Origin of the sequence: Lacinutrix jangbogonensis (assembly GCF_000797445.1) — a bacterium.
In the GTDB taxonomy this organism is placed as follows: Bacteria; Bacteroidota; Bacteroidia; order Flavobacteriales; family Flavobacteriaceae; genus Lacinutrix; species Lacinutrix jangbogonensis.
This window is the reverse complement of record NZ_JSWF01000031.1, coordinates 1-17,252: the sequence shown is the minus strand read 5'-3', so window position 1 is coordinate 17,252 and position 17,252 is coordinate 1. Positions and strand designations below refer to the sequence as shown.

18 protein-coding genes and 1 pseudogene are annotated in these 17,252 nt (G+C 30.4%); 5 read left to right on the top strand and 14 right to left on the bottom strand.

Going from position 1 to position 17,252, the window contains the following annotated elements; translation table 11 throughout:
- Positions 1 to 40 precede the first annotated feature (40 nt).
- A complete protein-coding gene (gene asnS / locus RH82_RS11890) occupies positions 41 to 1,471 on the top strand; it encodes an asparagine--tRNA ligase (RefSeq protein ID WP_034061006.1) in 1,431 nt (476 codons plus the stop codon).
- A 93-nt stretch (positions 1,472 to 1,564) separates the two neighbouring features.
- A complete protein-coding gene (gene rpoN / locus RH82_RS11885; RefSeq protein ID WP_034061005.1) occupies positions 1,565 to 3,022 on the top strand; it encodes an RNA polymerase factor sigma-54 in 1,458 nt (485 codons plus the stop codon).
- A 45-nt stretch (positions 3,023 to 3,067) separates the two neighbouring features.
- On the opposite strand, the gene RH82_RS18425 is transcribed toward rpoN, so the two are convergent.
- The 5 genes from RH82_RS18425 to RH82_RS11860 all read right to left on the bottom strand — a co-directional run bounded on the left by RH82_RS18425 (position 3,068) and on the right by RH82_RS11860 (position 6,893).
- Positions 3,068 to 3,349 (bottom strand): hypothetical protein, encoded by a 282-nt coding sequence (locus RH82_RS18425; protein WP_156112465.1) that lies wholly within the window; start codon positions 3,347 to 3,349, stop codon positions 3,068 to 3,070.
- A gap of 231 nt (positions 3,350 to 3,580) precedes the next feature.
- Entirely contained in the window at positions 3,581 to 3,775 is a 195-nt protein-coding gene (locus tag RH82_RS11875; protein ID WP_034061003.1) for a hypothetical protein, read from the bottom strand.
- A 30-nt stretch (positions 3,776 to 3,805) separates the two neighbouring features.
- Complete coding sequence (locus RH82_RS11870) at positions 3,806 to 4,300, bottom strand: hypothetical protein (RefSeq protein WP_034061002.1); 495 nt, start codon at positions 4,298 to 4,300, stop codon at positions 3,806 to 3,808.
- A 138-nt stretch (positions 4,301 to 4,438) separates the two neighbouring features.
- Positions 4,439 to 4,936 carry a hypothetical protein gene (locus RH82_RS11865; protein ID WP_156112464.1) on the bottom strand — a complete coding sequence of 166 codons (498 nt, stop codon included), beginning with the start codon at positions 4,934 to 4,936 and terminating at the stop codon, positions 4,439 to 4,441.
- Positions 4,937 to 5,006: 70 nt separating this feature from the next.
- Entirely contained in the window at positions 5,007 to 6,893 is a 1,887-nt protein-coding gene (locus RH82_RS11860) for a hypothetical protein (protein WP_034060999.1), read from the bottom strand.
- Positions 6,894 to 7,246: 353 nt separating this feature from the next.
- On the opposite strand from RH82_RS11860, the pseudogene RH82_RS18210 reads away from it, so the two are divergent.
- A pseudogene (locus tag RH82_RS18210) lies at positions 7,247 to 7,333 on the top strand (RNA polymerase factor sigma-54); the annotation flags it as partial.
- A 99-nt stretch (positions 7,334 to 7,432) separates the two neighbouring features.
- Here RH82_RS18210 and RH82_RS11855 read toward each other — a convergent pair.
- On the bottom strand, positions 7,433 to 8,080 hold the full coding sequence (locus tag RH82_RS11855) for a hypothetical protein (protein WP_034060998.1): 648 nt from the start codon (positions 8,078 to 8,080) through the stop codon (positions 7,433 to 7,435).
- Complete coding sequence (locus RH82_RS11850) at positions 8,028 to 9,833, bottom strand: hypothetical protein (RefSeq protein ID WP_034060997.1); 1,806 nt, start codon at positions 9,831 to 9,833, stop codon at positions 8,028 to 8,030. The genes RH82_RS11855 and RH82_RS11850 overlap by 53 nt, the downstream gene beginning before the upstream one ends.
- Positions 9,834 to 10,075: 242 nt before the next feature.
- Here RH82_RS11850 and RH82_RS11845 point away from each other — a divergent pair, with 242 nt between their 5' ends.
- Positions 10,076 to 10,681, top strand: a complete 606-nt coding sequence (locus tag RH82_RS11845) for a membrane protein (RefSeq protein ID WP_034061196.1) — start codon at positions 10,076 to 10,078, stop codon at positions 10,679 to 10,681.
- Here RH82_RS11845 and RH82_RS11840 read toward each other — a convergent pair.
- The 7 genes from RH82_RS11840 to RH82_RS11810 form a co-directional block, all read right to left on the bottom strand.
- Positions 10,676 to 11,380 (bottom strand): porin family protein, encoded by a 705-nt coding sequence (locus RH82_RS11840; RefSeq protein ID WP_034060996.1) that lies wholly within the window; start codon positions 11,378 to 11,380, stop codon positions 10,676 to 10,678. The genes RH82_RS11845 and RH82_RS11840 overlap by 6 nt on opposite strands.
- Before the next feature lie 182 nt (positions 11,381 to 11,562).
- A complete protein-coding gene (locus RH82_RS11835) occupies positions 11,563 to 12,039 on the bottom strand; it encodes an ExbD/TolR family protein (protein ID WP_034060995.1) in 477 nt (158 codons plus the stop codon).
- A gap of 18 nt (positions 12,040 to 12,057) precedes the next feature.
- The gene (locus RH82_RS11830; protein WP_034060993.1) at positions 12,058 to 12,696 is read right to left on the bottom strand and encodes an ExbD/TolR family protein; all 639 of its coding nucleotides are present in this window, start codon (positions 12,694 to 12,696) and stop codon (positions 12,058 to 12,060) included.
- A 2-nt stretch (positions 12,697 to 12,698) separates the two neighbouring features.
- The gene (locus tag RH82_RS11825; RefSeq protein ID WP_034060991.1) at positions 12,699 to 13,142 is read right to left on the bottom strand and encodes a membrane protein; all 444 of its coding nucleotides are present in this window, start codon (positions 13,140 to 13,142) and stop codon (positions 12,699 to 12,701) included.
- Positions 13,143 to 13,172: 30 nt separating this feature from the next.
- The gene (locus RH82_RS11820; protein WP_034060990.1) at positions 13,173 to 13,940 is read right to left on the bottom strand and encodes a MotA/TolQ/ExbB proton channel family protein; all 768 of its coding nucleotides are present in this window, start codon (positions 13,938 to 13,940) and stop codon (positions 13,173 to 13,175) included.
- Between the two features lie 180 nt (positions 13,941 to 14,120).
- On the bottom strand, positions 14,121 to 15,149 hold the full coding sequence (locus tag RH82_RS11815; RefSeq protein ID WP_034060988.1) for an asparaginase: 1,029 nt from the start codon (positions 15,147 to 15,149) through the stop codon (positions 14,121 to 14,123).
- 31 nt (positions 15,150 to 15,180) lie between these two features.
- Positions 15,181 to 15,948, bottom strand: a complete 768-nt coding sequence (locus RH82_RS11810; RefSeq protein ID WP_034060987.1) for a TatD family hydrolase — start codon at positions 15,946 to 15,948, stop codon at positions 15,181 to 15,183.
- Between the two features lie 221 nt (positions 15,949 to 16,169).
- On the opposite strand from RH82_RS11810, the gene RH82_RS11805 reads away from it, so the two are divergent.
- Positions 16,170 to 16,613, top strand: a complete 444-nt coding sequence (locus RH82_RS11805; protein ID WP_034060986.1) for a retropepsin-like aspartic protease — start codon at positions 16,170 to 16,172, stop codon at positions 16,611 to 16,613.
- Positions 16,614 to 17,252: the final 639 nt, after the last annotated feature.

The following is a 17,252-nucleotide window of genomic DNA, read 5'->3' as shown; positions in this document are numbered from 1 at the left end:
GACTTAAAAATATATATTTGCCATCTAATTAAATACAAAAATGACAACATTAACAATTGCACAATTATTAAAAGAAACGAAGCAAGAAAGCGTCGAAATTAAAGGTTGGGTTCGCACCTTTAGAGCCAAAAGATTTATTGCCTTAAACGATGGTTCTACATTAAATAATATACAATGTGTTGTTGATTTTGAAAATACAGATGAAGACACCTTAAAGCGAATTACAACTGGTGCTGCTGTTCATATTAAAGGTGAATTAGTAGAAAGCCAAGGTAAAGGTCAAAGCGTTGAAATTGTAGTATCTTCTATAGAGATTTTAGGAGATAGTGATCCCGAAACGTATCCAATTCAACCTAAAAAACACTCTTTCGAGTTTTTAAGAGAAAACGCTCATTTACGAACAAGAACGAATACTTTTAGTGCTGTAATGCGTTTACGATCTGCATTATCTTTTGCTGTTCATAAGTATTTTAACGATAACGGTTTTTACCATATGCACACACCAATTATAACAGGAAGTGATGCAGAAGGTGCAGGTGAAATGTTTCGCGTGAGTACTTTAGATCAAAAAAAACCGCCATTAACAGAAGGTGGAGCTATTGACCATACTAAAAATTTCTTTGGAAAAGACACAAACCTTACTGTTTCTGGTCAGTTAGAAGCCGAAACTTATGCGATGTCTCTTGGTAAAGTGTATACTTTTGGACCAACATTTAGAGCAGAAAACTCTAATACATCGCGTCATTTATCAGAATTCTGGATGATTGAACCAGAAGTAGCTTTCATGGATTTAGCAGGAAACATGGATTTAGCAGAAGACTTTATGAAATCTGTTATCGCTTATGTTTTAGAACATAATGCTGAAGACTTAGCGTTTTTAGATCAACGTTTACGAGATGAAGAAAAAACAAAACCTCAAGCCGAACGTAGCGAGTTATCTTTAATTGAAAAATTAAAATTCGTAACCGACAATAATTTTAAACGCGTAAGCTATACTGAAGCCATAGATATTCTTAGAAATTCTAAGCCTAATAAAAAGAAAAAATTCAAATATATAATTAATGAATGGGGAGCCGACTTACAGTCTGAACACGAACGTTTCTTAGTAGAAAAACACTTTAAATGTCCTGTAATTTTATTCGATTATCCTGCAAATATTAAAGCCTTTTACATGCGTTTAAACGAAGACGGGAAAACCGTTCGTGCAATGGATGTTTTATTTCCAGGTATTGGAGAAATGGCAGGAGGATCGCAACGTGAAGAGCGTTTAGACATTTTAAAACAAAAAATGGCTGTTTTAGATATTTCAGAAGAAGAGTTATGGTGGTACTTAGATCTTCGAAAATATGGAACAGCTGTACATTCTGGTTTTGGTTTAGGTTTCGAGCGTTTAGTAATGTTTGCTACTGGAATGGGCAACATTCGCGATGTAATACCTTATCCTAGAACACCTCAAAATGCAGAGTTTTAAAAGCACATACCTATAAATATTGATTAAAACAATCTACGAATATCCATATTGTAGATTGTTTTTTTATTTTTATAATTATTCATAATAGATACTATGCTTAAACAATATTTACAGTTCAAATTATCGCAGAAATTGTCTCCGCAACAAATTCAATTAATGAAATTGATACAGTTGCCTACGCAAGCTTTTGAGCAACGTTTAAAGCAAGAACTAGAAGAAAATCCTGCGCTAGATACTGGAAAAGAAGAGAAAGAAGATGAGTATGAAGATATGGATAATACTCAAGATGAATTTGATGACAATGAAACTATTGAAACTGATGATATTAATATTGACGATTATTTAAGTGACGACGAAATTCCAGATTACCGAACAAGTGTAAATAATTACAGTGCAGACGACGATGAAAAGAGTATACCATTTGCATCTGGAACCTCTTTTACACAACATCTAAAAACCCAATTAAACACCTATCGCTTAAGCGATGAAGAACGTGATATTGCAGAATTTTTGATTGGAAGCGTCGACGAAAGCGGCTATATCCGTCGAGAAATAAGCGATATAATGGACGATCTAGCGTTTACACAAAACGTATACACAACCGAAGATAAAATTGAGTACATGCTTAAAATAGTGCATCAATTAGATCCTTCAGGTGTTGGTGCTCGTAATTTACAAGAGTGTTTAAGTATTCAGCTTAAAAGAAAAGAACAAACTCCAGATGTAGCATTGGCTTTAAATATAATCGATAATGCCTTCGAGAAATTCACGAAAAAACATTACAAAAAATTAATGGCTAAGTTTGATATTAGTGAAGAGCAACTTAAAGATGCTGTTCACGAAATTGAACGCTTAAACCCAAAACCTGGCGGTAGTTATTCTGGAAATACTAGAATGATAGAACATGTAATACCAGATTTTGCTATTAAAATTGTGGATGGTGACTTAGAATTAACCTTAAATGGTAGAAATGCTCCAGAACTTCATGTGTCTCGCGAGTATAATAATATGCTTAAAGGCTATAAAGAATCTAAGGAGAAGTCTAAAGCACAAAAGGATGCTGTTATGTTTATAAAGCAGAAGCTTGATGCAGCAAAATGGTTTATTGAAGCCATACAACAGCGTCAGCAAACGTTATTTGTAACCATGAGTTCGATTATGCATTACCAGAAAGCGTACTTTTTAACTGGTGATGAGCGTAATCTAAGACCTATGATTTTAAAAGACATTGCAGACGAAATTGAAATGGATGTTTCAACCGTTTCGCGTGTTGCCAATAGTAAGTATGTAGATACGCCTTATGGCACAAAATTAATTAAAGAATTCTTTTCTGAATCGATGACTAACGATCAAGGTGAGGAAGTTTCGACTAGAGAAATTAAAAAAATATTAGAAACAGTAATAGAAGAAGAAAATAAAAAGAAGCCTTTAACAGACGAAGGTTTAGCCAAAATTTTAAAAGAAAAAGGCTATCCTATTGCTAGAAGAACAGTTGCTAAATATCGTGAGCAACTGGATATTTCTGTGGCACGATTGAGGAAGGAATTATGATATAAATAAAAAGGCTTCACAGTGTGAAGCCTTTTTAATATTTTATTATCGCTCAGTTCGAAAAGGACCTTTACCTAATTGGGTATAAGTTACATCTCTAATCGTTCCAACATATTTAGCATTCCAAGCCATATGCATTTTTCTATGAGTAATATATGTAATAATAAAAATACGTCTATGATTATTTATTAAGCTTAGTTCATTATGAATTTCTAAAACAGATTTACCTTCATAATGTTTATTCGGATTGATATAGTTTACAGAATCAATATTTATTCGTTTGCCAATTTCATATATATTGCGTTCTTCTAATTTGGGATCGGTCATTCTAAAATTATAATTATCATGAGAAAAACGTGAATCTATACTTTTTATGCTGAAATGAGTTCTATACTCGCCATTAGAGCCGAAAAATTTTCTCGAATCTATATATATATCGTTAATACTATCATTCTGTAGAAAAGTTTTTTTTTCTGAATATGCTTCTTTCTGAGAAAAACAGTTTGTCGTAATTAAAAAAATAGTTAATACATAAATAAATTTCATAGATGTTCTAATTTACTTACAATTATTAGTGTAATGTGTTCTTGCAGAAACTTCAACAAAATTTTTCTTAGTTACCTCTAAAGAAACATTTTGAATATTATTTAAAAAAAATGCTTCAAAATAGAAGTAGTTTTTTTGTGATTTTAATTCTTGACAAAAAGAAAATAAAATATTTAGGCTAAAGAATATTATTAATAATTTTTTCATGATTTGATATTAATCAATTTAAAAAAAATTCTATTTACCATCTGAAGACAAATCTGTAGGTATTACATTTTTTCTTGTTCCTGTGTATCGCATTGGTAAAATGTAATATTTAAAACTATAAACACCTGTTTGACTATTAAAACTATCATTTATTTTTTCAACCAAATAAATAGTTTTTTTAGAACTTAATTCATCGTGTAATTCCCACCATTGTTTATTTAAACCAATTTTTGAAACATTAATATAGTTTATGTTTGTAGTGTCAATTACTTTTCTTAAATCTTTTAATGAAATATAATCAAGTTCTCCAGATTTTTTAATTCCTTTTAAGTTCTCAATTTTAAATCTATAATAATTAGTAAGAAACTTTTTGTCTTTACTTTTTATAGCAAAACCAGTTCCAATTTGTCCTTCACTTGATTGACCGAAAATTGGATTTTCTATTAATAAATAGAGCGTGTCGGTTTGAGCAGAAATTCTTTGAAAACAAAAAAATAATAATATTATTAATGTTATTTTTTTCATAGTTATATTAATTGCAGTTATGTGTGCAATGTGTTCTTGCTGAGTTTTCGACAAAATTGGTCTTAGTTAATTCTAAAGGAACATTTTGAATATTGTTTAAAAAACCCTGCTTCAAAATAGAAGTAGATTTTTTGCGATTTATTCTATCCACTCATTAAAAGTAGTATTATATATCCAATTATTTTTTTCTTTAATATAAATATTTATTCCACCGCTCATGCTATTTTCAAAACCATTAGAATAAGCTATTAAACAAAACTTACTATCTGAAGTAAACACTGGAATAGACAGATTAACTCGAAATTTAGTTGACTCTAAAAGTTTATCTACAGTTTTATTACCTGTATCTTCATTAATGTTTAAAAAAACGTTTTTGGGTAAGCCTACTTTTTTTTTATTAATAGTTTTCAAACTTAGTTGTTCCATTAAATTATAAACTTCTTTTGTATTGAATATACTTTCATAAACATCAGTACCAATCTTCATTTTTAAGGATAAAACATTCGAATTTTTATCATTTTGATTTTTAATTAAGTCGATAAGTATTCTATCTAAAATAAAATTTAAATGTATCTTTTTTTGAAATTCATTTCCATTTTGATAGATATTTCTATTTATTTCTTTATCTATAACCATATAAGCCTCATTTTTTAAACTGTTTTTACCTGAAGAACAAGAGCCTAATATTACAAATATTAATAGGTAGTTAATTGCAAGGTTCTGTTTCATTTGGAGATGTACCTTTAGGTATAAATTCATAATCGAATCCATTTGGGTGAGGAAATATTTGAGTTTCATTATATTTTTCTGCTTGTATTGTTAACTTTATATCTAACCATTCAGGATTGAAGTTTAATTGATTATTAGCTTCATCAGCTGGATCTAAGTATTTAGGATAAATTAATAGAAAAGATTCCATAGTTGTCAAACCAGCCCAAGACATTTTTTTGTAGTAATTAAACCCATTATTTGCATATCCATTTTGCAATGAATACGTAGAAAGTGAAAGTGCAATATCCTCAACAAAATCAACCAATAACTGATGATGAGCAACACCAATATTTGCCGGTAAGCCTAATTGGTAATTAATATAATTATTAACGAAATCTTCAAAATCTCCCATTGGACTACCATCATATGAATACAACAAATCTTGTTCAAACATATAAATTAAAATCGCATGTAAACTCTCATGAATAGCAGTTCTTGCTAGGGAAATATCAGAAGCAGCATCTAAGTAATTTTCATTAAATGTAATGGTTATATCGCATGTATTAGTAACTGGATTATACGTTGAAGTTGATGTTGTATTTGCATTTGAGCTAGAATTAGCAGGACCCAAATCTTCAGTTCTAATTATTAGATTCGAACCATCATTAGATTCAAAAAGATCTAACACTAATTGTGTTAAAGGAGAACATGTCCCTATAGCTTCTTCAATAATTAGTTTATGACAAGGATAATCATTTAGACTATTATCATAAATAATATTGTCATCAAAATCCACCTCACCACCAGCACACATAGCCAAAGTTGCTTGCTCTGCAAAATCTATATCGCTTTGGTTATAGCTACCTTGATTACCAACTAAAATTCCTCCATCTATACTTACACTAATTCCTGCTTCTAGAAAGCTCATAATTTCCTCTCGTTGATCATCTGTTAAGTTTGCACTATTAAAACAATCGTTTGCCTCATCACTTAATTGTTTTTGAAACCCTTTCTCTCTTTGTTGTTTAGGTGTTGGTGCATAACCAGAAGAAACATCTTGCTGTGCACTAGTACCAGGTTGTCCTGCTCCACTTTGTGTGCCATTTGATGGATTATTAGAATTGGTTCCTGGAATATAACTTCCACCATTAGACGCCTCTACACAAGGCCAATTTATACCTAAAAAATTATTAACATCAGGTGTAGCGGTCTGAGTCGTAGTTAAATAATGAGGACATGCATTTCCATCTTCCCAGGAATGACCTTCAACATCGGTACAATTTGATCCCTCAGTAATATCCCATTCCAAACAATTATCGTCTACTGTTAATTTAGAAAACGAATTGCCAGATAAACTACTGCCTTCTAACGCCACAATTGTAACTTTACCTAGTAAGTTCACATACTCATTATTTCTATAGCTTTCTATTTCGCTGTCCGTTAAATCGTAATATATTAAAAACTCTTTATAAGTGCCATCTAGTTGTAAGCTTAATACTATATTTTGCATGCCTTGTGATTTACCGTAATCGAAAGCGACAAAAGTATAGGAGTGATAACTTCCATCTAAACTTTCTAAATATTTTGCAGAACCATCTTCTATAGCAATGTTTAAAGAATCGTTGATTACTAACTTAGATGCATTGTTTAACACATTAGACTTGTCTACGGCTTTAAATTTATTTAATGCAAGTTTTAAATTTTCGTTTATATTAAAAGTCGTTTTTTGCACTATACTTGTAGTGTACTTTACTGTTTGGGCTTGTTTTACTGTTGGTTCTTTTGTTGTAAAATCGTCATCCTTTTCGCAATTCGTAAAGACTAAAGAAATTAAGAAAAGTAAAATTCCTAATTTTAAATAATTTTTAAAGAACTTTTTCATTTTACGTATTATATTAATTGATTAGTCATTCGAAATTATAGTATGTTTAGTACTTATAAAAACGATAATGAGTAAACGGTGCTTTTGAATGCGTAGAGAGCATCTTTAGTTAGATTTCTAATAACAACCTTTATGCAACACAAACTTAAATTAAATATTCTTTAAAAAAAACACGTATAACTAAGTGTTTTCTAGATATGTTTGCAAATACTATATCTTTGATAAAAAAAACTGTAAGGCTAATGAATTGGCTACTAAAAAGTATTTCCTTCATCTTTCATCCTATAATAATGCCGCTTTTGGGTGTTGTTTTAGTTGTAAACTCATAAATTAATCCATTTATACATATGCTTAAAGGCTATCCTATTGCTAGAAGAACAGTTGCTAAATATCGTGAGCAACTGGATATTTCTGTGGCACGATTGAGGAAGGAGTTGTAATAAACTGCGCTATTTTGAATTTTACAAATAGTAACTACCTTAAAAAGTGTGTAAAAACAAGATTTGTTACTTTTGGTTAATGACTTACACTTTGTTAATTTACCAACCAACATTTTCTATTGTATCTATTACAACCCATTCTTCATTCTCTTTTTTAAATACATAAATTCTTGCTGTTCTAGCTGTTTTTATTTTATGACTAGACACTATAAACGCATGGGTTTTTTTTTCATTATAATAAGGTTTAGAGATGAAATTTTTAGAATAATAACCATTATTCCATTTAATTAATGGAAGTTTTTTATTATTAAAAATAATATTTGTGCTATCCCATTTTGTAGCATCTCCTTTTCTAGCAATAACTTTATCTAAATCTTCTCTTGAAAACGCATTATCTAAAATCCTATATTTAGCTTTCCATTTAATACGGTTTTGTTCTAATTCAAGCGTATCTATTCCATCTTGACCAGTAATAGAGTCATAAGTAAAAGTGGTGTAAAATGATCTATTGTTAAATCTAAATTTATAGTAATTAGTTAATGAGCCTGTTGTTCCATTTCTTCTACTTAAATGATAAACACTATCGTTTGCCTGTTTAGTAAGTTGTATCATTTTATCTAAAAAATAATATTCATTTTTATCCATCTTTGCTTTACAACAATTTACAGATAAAAATAAAAACAATAGTATTAGTTTAATTACATGTTTTTGTCCCTTTTGCATGTGCTGTAATATTTGAGTTTTCATAACCTAATTGTGTTTGTGCTTCAATACGTTCGTCATCTGTTAAATTCTGGTTATCAAAAAACACATCGTAACCATTTAGACCTCCCCAAACTAGTTTTACAGCATGCTGTAAATTTACTCCACTTATATTATTATAAACACAATATGCCACAATACTTTCTGCTATCTGGTCTATAAAATCTACATAAATATCATGCATTTCTTTGTAGTACAAATCTCCAAAAGTAGTATCATTAGTGTCATCATTAATAAAGTTAGCAATAGCTGTATTTAAGCTTGTGTATGTTGGGTATTCGTTTAACAACTCACCAGAATAGTACAAACGTAACATATAAGCATGCACTAGTTCGTGATAAAAAGTATTAATAAAACCTAATGTAGTGGCAGTATCTAAATGGTCATTATTAAACTGTAATATAATAGTTCCATCATCAGAATCCGCATGCAAAACTCTTGCTCCTACATTAGCAGGCATTGTAGGAATTTCATCAGAAGTCTCTCCTGTTGACCAATCTTGAAGATTAAGATTATTTGTGTTAGAGAGTAAAAAATAATTTTTAATTTTGTTAGTAAATGGAGAGTTTATTCTGGAAATAGACCTAAATACTGCTAATGCTTGGCAATTTTTATCCATTCCGTTTATAAGGTTTTCAATGTCTTCAAATACTAAATCACCACCACAAAAAGCCAAAGCTGCTTCCTCAGCAAAATCCATATCACTTTGGTTATAACTACTTTGATTACCAACTAAAATTTCTCCATCTATACTTACACTAATTCCTGCTTCTAGAAAGCTCATAATTTCCTCTCGTTGATCATCTGTTAAGTTTGCACTATTAAAACAATCGTTTGCCTCATCACTTAATTGTTTTTGAAACCCTTTCTCTCTTTGTTGTTTAGGTGTTGGTGCATAACCAGAAGAAACATCTTGCTGTGCACTAGTACTAGGTTGTCCTGCTCCACTTTGTGTGCCATTTGATGGATTATTAGAATTGGTTCCTGGAATATAACTTCCACCATTAGACGCCTCTACACAAGGCCAATTTATACCTAAAAAATTATTAACATCAGGTGTAGCGGTCTGAGTCGTAGTTAAATAATGAGGACATGCATTTCCATCTTCCCAGGAATGACCTTCAACATCGGTACAATTTGATCCCTCATTAATATCCCATTCCAAACAGTTTTCATCTACTGTTAATTTAGAAAACAAATTCCCTGTTAAACTACTGCCTTCCAATACCACAATTGTAACTTTACCTAGTAAGTTCACATACTCATTATTTCTATACAATTCTATTTCGCTGTCTGTTAAATCGTAATGTATTAAAAACTCTTTATAAGTGCCATTCAGTTGTAAGCTTAATACTATATTTTGCATGCCTTGTGATTTACCGTAATCGAAAGCGACAAAAGTATAAGAGTGGTAACTACCATCTAAACTTTCTAAATATTTTGCAGAACCATCTTCTATAGCAATGTTTAAAGAATCGTTGATTACTAACTTAGATGCATTGTTTAACGCATTAGACTTGTCTACGGCTTTAAATTTATTTAATGCAAGTTTTAAAGTTTCGTTTATATTAAAAGTCGTTTTTTGCACTATACTTGTAGTGTACTTTGCTGTTTGGGCCTGTTTTACTGTTGGTTCTTTTGTTGTAAAATCGTCATCCTTTTCGCAATTCGTAAAGACTAAAGAAATTAAGAAAAGTAAAATTCCTAATTTTAAATAATTTTTTAAGAAGTTTTTCATTTTACGTATTATATTAATTGATTAGTCATTCGAAATTATAGTATGTTTAGTACTTATAAAAACGATAATGAGTAAACGGTGCTTTTGAAAGCGTAGAGAGCATCTTTAGTTAGATTTCTAATAACAACCATTATGCAACACAAACTTAAATTAAATATTCTTTAAAAAAAACACGTATAACTACGTGTTTTCTAGATATGTTTGCAAATACTATATCTTTGATAAAAAAAACTGTAAGGCTAATGAATTGGCTACTAAAAAGTATTTCCTTCATCTTTCATCCTATAATAATGCCGCTTTTGGGTGTTATTTTCTATTTCTCAAAATCACCTAGGTTTATATCTCAGGATATTATGAAAGCTAAGGTTATTTCGCTAACCATACTGACCATGGCATTGCCCATGTTGCTTTATTTTTTATTAAAGACTATTGGTAAAACAGAATCTATATATTTAAAAACGACCAAAGAGCGCATTATTCCGTTGGCGTTAAATATTGTTATATGCATTCTAATTATTGCACGCGTATTGCCTAATAATCAAATAATTGAATTGTATTATTTCTTTCTAGGAATTTTAATCTCGACTATTGTTTGTTTAGTACTCGCAATTTTCAAGTTTAAAGCGAGCATACATATGATTGCAATAGCAGGAATACTAATGTTTGCTATTGGTATTTCGCTTCATTTTAGTAAGAATATAAATGGTTCTCTAGCCCTATTTTTCTTAATAGCAGGTGCCATTGCAACTTCAAGATTACACTTAAAAGCGCATACAACTATAGAGTTGATTTTTGGTTTTTGTATTGGGTTCCTTCCGCAGTTATTACTGCTAAGTTATTGGTTATAAAATATAAAACATAAGACCAATTTTAATGGCATTAGCCTCTATTATTTTACCATCAATTTTCGCAGAATCATCAAAAATAGGATTTAGTGCATAGTACAAATAAAAATTCCAAGTATTATAACCTGCTCCCAATGTTAAGCCATATTGTAAGTTGTTAATAGCCTTACTGTTTTTAATTTTAATATTTTGTGGAGTGCCTTCAAATATAGAATTACTAGCAAATACGTATCCCAACTTAAAGCCTGTATAAATACGCCAAAATTTAAATTCTTCTGCAGTAGACGTTCGCCATCTAAACTCCAATGGCACTTCAACCATATAAGTAGAAAACTTATTTTTAGTAACTGTTATTTCATTTTCATTTATAATTTGAAATATCGTATTACCTGAAGCATCTTCACTAATTTGAATATTTTGATTGAATGAATTAAAAGACAAACCTAAACCTATACCAATAGCCTTATTTCTTCTTTTATTAATAGGCATATCTTTAGTATATCCAAAGTGAAAGCCGCCAGAAAAGCCACTCTGTACCAATCCACTAGGTGGTTTGCTAATAAGATTATATGTTAGACCAAAATAAAACTGATCTTCTTTATACAAAGCATCTACTTCTTGAATAGTTTCACTTAACGCTTCTTGAGCATAAGAATACGTATTGGCAAAACAAAGACAAAAAAATAGTATTATAAATTTCATATGTTTCTGTTTATTGATTTTTACAACACATATAAGTGCGCTATTAATCATTTCCTTATGCGAATAAATTTTTAACATGGCGTTTCACAATCACAAGATAAATAATATATAGAGCGCTTTAAAAAGAAAAGGGCGTTTTGAAATTTTCAAAACGCCCTTTATAAAATTAAGAATGAGGATTACTAATTAGTAAGAGCATCACCTTTCTTAGTAGTGTAATTAATTTTAAGTGCATTCGTTTTACGCAATTCTTGCTTAACATCAGTTAAAACACCCATTTTAGCTTCTTTATCTACTTTTAAAGAAATAGTAAGTGTTGGTACTAACTCTTCAGCTAAATTAGCTCGTTCTGCAGCAATAAATGCTTGAACTTGCTCTACGCTTTGCAACTTATCGTTTAATTGTATTCTATCTTCTGTACCATAAGTATCTATATAGTTTGCACTTGGCTTGCCAATGTATATATAACTTATTGGTTTATTTTTATCTAATTTTTCAATCTGATTTGCTTTTGGTAAATTATTTTGGATTTTTAAATTATCCTCTTTAATTACTGTTGCCACCATAAAGAAAAACAGAAGCATAAATACAATATCTGGTAAAGATGCTGTTGAAATTGGAGGTAAACCTCCATCTTTTTTCTTTTTAAATTTAGACATAGTGTTTATGTTAACTTGTTAACTTCTTTTCGCTTCAGCCTCAGAAAATTTTTGAGGGACAATTAATTTAATTGCCTCTAACTTCTCTTTTAAGCTTTCTCTATCCTTTTTTTCAGTAGATTTATCTTGATACATTGCTGTAGCTTCAACAAAATTCATATTTAAATTTGGATAATCTTTTTTAAACTCACGATTCCTAATGACGTTATAAGCACCCAGTATTTCATTTTGAACAGAAATATAAGTATTATAATTTGTCAATCTATCATTCGCTAAAGAGATAACTGCTTTTATAAAATTATCTGATGATTGTTCGCTTCCAGAGCCTTTACATCTTCTACAAGCATCTTCTCCTTGTCCTCCTCCATTGTCTAAAAACTCTACAGCTCGTACTCTTAAATCTGTAAGTGCGATAAGTTCTGAGTCTCCTCCAGAAGTTAATAAAATCTCGTTTTTACTATTTAGTGTCAACGCGAAAATATTCTTTTCTTTAATGATTACTGGCGGAGTATCAATATCCGGCTCCCAAGGCGGTAACTTTCGACTTAAACCAGAATCTGTTGCGATATCTGTTGTTACTAGAAAGAAAATAAGTAATAAGAAGGCAATGTCAGCCATAGAGCCTGCATTAACTTCTGGTGCTGATCTTTTTGCCATAATTATTTAATTAATTTTTTAACTCCTGAGAATACCATTGCTAAAATGGCAACAACACTTAATATGTAAAAGGAAACTAAGCCACCTCCAACTAATTGAGATTTACCTGCTGTAGCAACAACTCCATCGTATTCATAATTTAAAGAATCACCACCAGATACTAAGTATCCAATAAGTAATACAGCTACAAAAGCACCTAAACCTATTAGAGTATTTTTAATATCTCCGCCACCTGTAAACAGGTTTTTAAACACGAAGAATATTACTAATATGATTGCTAATACTAATATTATATATGCTATCGAAGACATTGTCTCAAATAAAACGCCATTACCTGAAGAAATAATAGCTTTCGCTTCCTCTTCACCTGTCATTATAATACGTACAAGTCCAATAACACCAATTAAACTTAGCACTGCTACAACTATTTTTAAAATCTTATGCATAATCTTATGTTTTTAAAATTAGTTAATAGCTTATTTTTTGTATTTCGATAACATATCCATTAATGTTATAGAAGAATCTTCCATATCATTTACAATACCATCAATTTTTGCAACGATGTAGTTGTAAAAAACTTGAAGAATAATTGCTACAACAAGACCAAATACAGTTGTTAATAAGGCTACTTTAATACCACCTGCTACTAAGGTTGCATCCATTCCACCTGCAGACTGAATTTTATCGAAGGCTTGAATCATACCAATTACTGTTCCCATAAACCCAAGCATTGGTGCTAATGAGATAAATAATGAAATCCAAGATACGTTTTTCTCTAATTGTCCCATTTGAACTCCTCCATAAGCTACAACAGCTTTTTCCGCAGATTCTAAGCTATCGTCTGCTCTATCTAAACCTTGATAGAAAATAGATGCCACTGGACCTTTTGTGTTTCTACACACCTCTTTTGCTGCTTCAAGACCACCTGATTGTAGTGCATCTTCAACGTTTTGAGTTAATTTTTTAGTGTTTGTAGAAGACAAGTTTAAAAAGATAATTCTCTCGATAGCAATTGCCAATCCAAGAATTAAACATAATAAAACAATACCCATAAAACCTGGACCACCTTCAATAAAACGCTTTTTAAGCTCTTGGTGGAATGTTAAGTCTTCTTCAGCATCATCTGTTGATGCGTCTTGAGTTGTAACAACTGCTGTCGCAACTGTTGCTGCGTTTGTAGTTGCATTAGCTGTGCCAAATGCCATTAAAAATACTATGGCTAGGATAGAAAATAATCTTTTCATGTTTTTGATCTTAATTTTATTAATTAGTTAAAGTGTTAAAGATATAAAAAAAAGGAAGTAAAAAATAAAATATTAACAGTGCTTTTTGAAATTTCTTAGGTAAGCACTACTTTCTATTAAAAATTTCCATTTCCAAATAAAACGAAAAAAATGTTAAGGCTCAAATTTTGACCGTTAATTTTAAGTCATTTCTCCTCTTAAAGCAGTTTCGTATATGGTTTTAAACAAATTAGGTGTAATATTCTGTCCTAACAAATACATTAATTTACTAACTGCTGCCTCGGTTGTAATGTCTTTTCCAGAAACTATACCAATTTTTTTTAGTTTTTCACTAGTTTCATATTGTCCCATCGTGACACTTCCACCAGAGCATTGTGTAATATTAATAATGTGTATTCCTTTTTTAATGGTTTCTTTTAATATCGAAATAAACCAATCTTCTGTAGTGCAATTTCCTGCACCATAAGTTTCTATAATAACACCTTTAAGGTTAGGTGTACTAAAAATACACGACAACAATTGTTCCGAAATCCCTGGAAACAATTTTATTAAAGCAATATTTTTATCTAGTTTTTTATGAACCAATAGTTTTTTTCTAGCATTTGGCTTAAACAACGCATCGTTATTCACTTTTAAATGCACACCAGATTCTGCTAAATCTGGATAGTTTAAACTAGCAAAAGCTTCAAAATGCTCTGCATTTATTTTTGTTGTTCTATTGGCTCTGTACAATTTATATTCAAAATACAAACACACCTCTTTTATTATTGGCTTACCATAATGCTGCAAAGAAGCCACTTGAATTGAGGTAATTAAATTCTCTTTAGCATCTGTACGCAAATCTCCAATTGGTAATTGCGACCCAGTAAATATTACTGGTTTTGCCAAATGCTCCAACATAAAACTTAATGCAGATCCTGTATAACTCATTGTATCACTGCCATGCAACACTACAAAACCATCGAATGCATTATAATTATCCTCAATAGCTTCTGCAATGTCCACCCAATACTTAGGTTCCATATTACTAGAATCTATTGGGTTTTCAAAAGAGAAGGTTTCAATATTACAATCTAAAAGTTTAAGCTCTGGTATACGAACCAACAAGTTATCGAAATCGAAAGCGCGTAAAGTACCTGTTTCCGGATCTTTTATCATACCAATGGTTCCACCAGTATATATAAGCAGTATGTTTGGAATTATTTTCATCAATTGCTTAGTGTTTGCTGTAGAGTTGTTACTAAACACCAAAAACGGCTTTAGAATTCTCTGTTGTAATATCGGCAATTTTTTCTTCGGAAGTATTATAGATCTCCGAAAGCTTCTCCAAGACTTTTAATATATAACTACTTTCGTTTCGCTTTCCACGAAAAGGCTTTGGCGCCAGATAAGGCGAATCAGTTTCTAAAACAATATGTTTTAAATCGATTTGATTTAAAAACTGATCAATTTTTCCATTTTTAAAAGTTGCTACACCACCAATTCCTAATTTCATATTATAAGAAATTGCTCGATGCGCTTGTTCTAATGAACCAGTAAAACAATGAAAAATCCCAAAAAGATCATCGCTTTTTTCTTCTTCTAAAATTTCAAAAATTTCATCGAACGCTTCACGACAATGAATAACAATTGGCAATTGATGTTGTTTGGCTAATTTTATTTGGTATCTAAAAGCCTCCTGCTGTATTGCTAATGTGCTTTTATCCCAATACAAATCGATACCAATTTCTCCTACGGCGTAAAATGTATGAGTGTCGAGCATTTCTAACACATGAGCTAGCTCCTCTTTATAATTATCTTTTACGTGTGTTGGATGTAAACCCATCATTAAAAAAACGTTTTTTGGATAGTCTTTTTCTAATTGTAACATAGACGCTGTGTAAGTAGAGTCTATTGCTGGTATAAATAAACGCGAAATATTGGCCTCTAAAGTACGCTGCATCATTTCTGATCTATCGGCATCGAAAGCCTCGCTATATAAATGTGTATGTGTGTCTGTAATAATCATGTTGTAAAAATAAAAAAGTCATAGGTTTAATGATGCCTTTTACAAATATATTTATACTACAAGGTTTTAAAACCTTTAAAGACATAACTACCTAAACAATTCGAATTCACAAAAAAACAACGAACACTTTAAAAAAGTAAGCAAAACCAATTATATGCATACAATGCTTGGAGTTTCAATAGTAATTATACTACTTTTACTTTAGTAACTTAAACAAAACAATGGAAAATGCACTTTGGGACTTTCTACTTAAAAATGAGTACAAAAAGATAAAATTAAAACTCACAAAAACAAATCACTTAGAAGTAAAAGCGACCATTAATGGTGTAAAAGGGCTATTTATTTTAGATACTGGAGCATCTAGTAGCTGTATTGGTTTCGAGGATATAGAGTTATTTAATCTTAACGCAAAAGCATCAAATATTAAAGCTGCTGGAGCTGGAGCAACAGATATGTTTACACAAACAGCAACTAACAATAGTATTAAAATTGGCAGGTGGAAAAATACCAATATCACCTTAGTACTTTTCGATTTAACACACGTCAATACTGCCTTAATCACACATAATGCCAAGCCCGTAAATGGAATAATTGGTGCAGATATTCTAAAAAAAGGGAGAGCCATTATAGATTACAACAAGAAATACCTGTATTTAAAGTCGTAATTCCATTAGTTTTAGATGCTAATAATTTTACAACAAAACGAAGCGGCGAATACTTCTTTCTTAATATTTCACGTATTTACACCAACTTCAAGAGGTTGGAGACATATTACTTTCAAAGCTTTAACATAATTAATAACTTCTATCTTATTTCCTTTTTTAATTTACTTAATAGCACTCTTCTCATTTTCATTATTGTACTTTAAATTGATATAGAAAATTCACAAACATGCACAAATTAGCGTTTTAAACCTGAGTGAAATATTATAATATTCTGTAAAAAAGAAGCTTAAATACAGTTAACCCTAATAAAACACTGATACTTTAAGTGTTTTGGATAAAAACGAGCAAACTTAAAAAACAGGTAGAACTACCTGTTTTTTTTATCATTTATACAAACTATCTTTATAAAGCAATTAATTAATTCTTAAGGAGAATCATTTTAATAAGAAACCTCTTCATTTACCCAAGGTGAAGAGGTTTTGATTTAAAACAAAAAAACTTAGTAATGAATCAACTCTATAATGTGATAAACAAAAAATTTATTATCGGAATAATTATTATATCAATAATAGTTATATCAATTAACCTAATTACTATTATCTTAAATTAGAAAACAGTAACATTTACACAAAAACAAAA

Bases quoted from the DNA above. Each gene is read 5' to 3' on its own strand.
- RH82_RS11845 (WP_034061196.1), top strand. From the start codon at position 10,076: ATGAATTGGCTACTAAAAAGTATTTCCTTCATCTTTCATCCTATAATA.
- RH82_RS11860 (WP_034060999.1), bottom strand. From the start codon at position 6,893: ATGAAAAAGTTCTTTAAAAATTATTTAAAATTAGGAATTTTACTTTTC.
- rpoN (WP_034061005.1), top strand. From the start codon at position 1,565: ATGCTTAAACAATATTTACAGTTCAAATTATCGCAGAAATTGTCTCCG.
- RH82_RS11820 (WP_034060990.1), bottom strand. From the start codon at position 13,940: ATGAAAAGATTATTTTCTATCCTAGCCATAGTATTTTTAATGGCATTT.
- RH82_RS11830 (WP_034060993.1), bottom strand. From the start codon at position 12,696: ATGGCAAAAAGATCAGCACCAGAAGTTAATGCAGGCTCTATGGCTGAC.
- RH82_RS11855 (WP_034060998.1), bottom strand. From the start codon at position 8,080: ATGAAAACTCAAATATTACAGCACATGCAAAAGGGACAAAAACATGTA.
- RH82_RS11865 (WP_156112464.1), bottom strand. From the start codon at position 4,936: ATGGTTATAGATAAAGAAATAAATAGAAATATCTATCAAAATGGAAAT.
- asnS (WP_034061006.1), top strand. From the start codon at position 41: ATGACAACATTAACAATTGCACAATTATTAAAAGAAACGAAGCAAGAA.
- RH82_RS18425 (WP_156112465.1), bottom strand. From the start codon at position 3,349: ATGACCGATCCCAAATTAGAAGAACGCAATATATATGAAATTGGCAAA.
- RH82_RS11870 (WP_034061002.1), bottom strand. From the start codon at position 4,300: ATGAAAAAAATAACATTAATAATATTATTATTTTTTTGTTTTCAAAGA.
- RH82_RS11875 (WP_034061003.1), bottom strand. From the start codon at position 3,775: ATGAAAAAATTATTAATAATATTCTTTAGCCTAAATATTTTATTTTCT.
- RH82_RS11835 (WP_034060995.1), bottom strand. From the start codon at position 12,039: ATGTCTAAATTTAAAAAGAAAAAAGATGGAGGTTTACCTCCAATTTCA.
- RH82_RS11810 (WP_034060987.1), bottom strand. From the start codon at position 15,948: ATGATTATTACAGACACACATACACATTTATATAGCGAGGCTTTCGAT.
- RH82_RS11825 (WP_034060991.1), bottom strand. From the start codon at position 13,142: ATGCATAAGATTTTAAAAATAGTTGTAGCAGTGCTAAGTTTAATTGGT.
- RH82_RS11840 (WP_034060996.1), bottom strand. From the start codon at position 11,380: ATGAAATTTATAATACTATTTTTTTGTCTTTGTTTTGCCAATACGTAT.
- RH82_RS11850 (WP_034060997.1), bottom strand. From the start codon at position 9,833: ATGAAAAACTTCTTAAAAAATTATTTAAAATTAGGAATTTTACTTTTC.
- RH82_RS11805 (WP_034060986.1), top strand. From the start codon at position 16,170: ATGGAAAATGCACTTTGGGACTTTCTACTTAAAAATGAGTACAAAAAG.
- RH82_RS11815 (WP_034060988.1), bottom strand. From the start codon at position 15,149: ATGAAAATAATTCCAAACATACTGCTTATATATACTGGTGGAACCATT.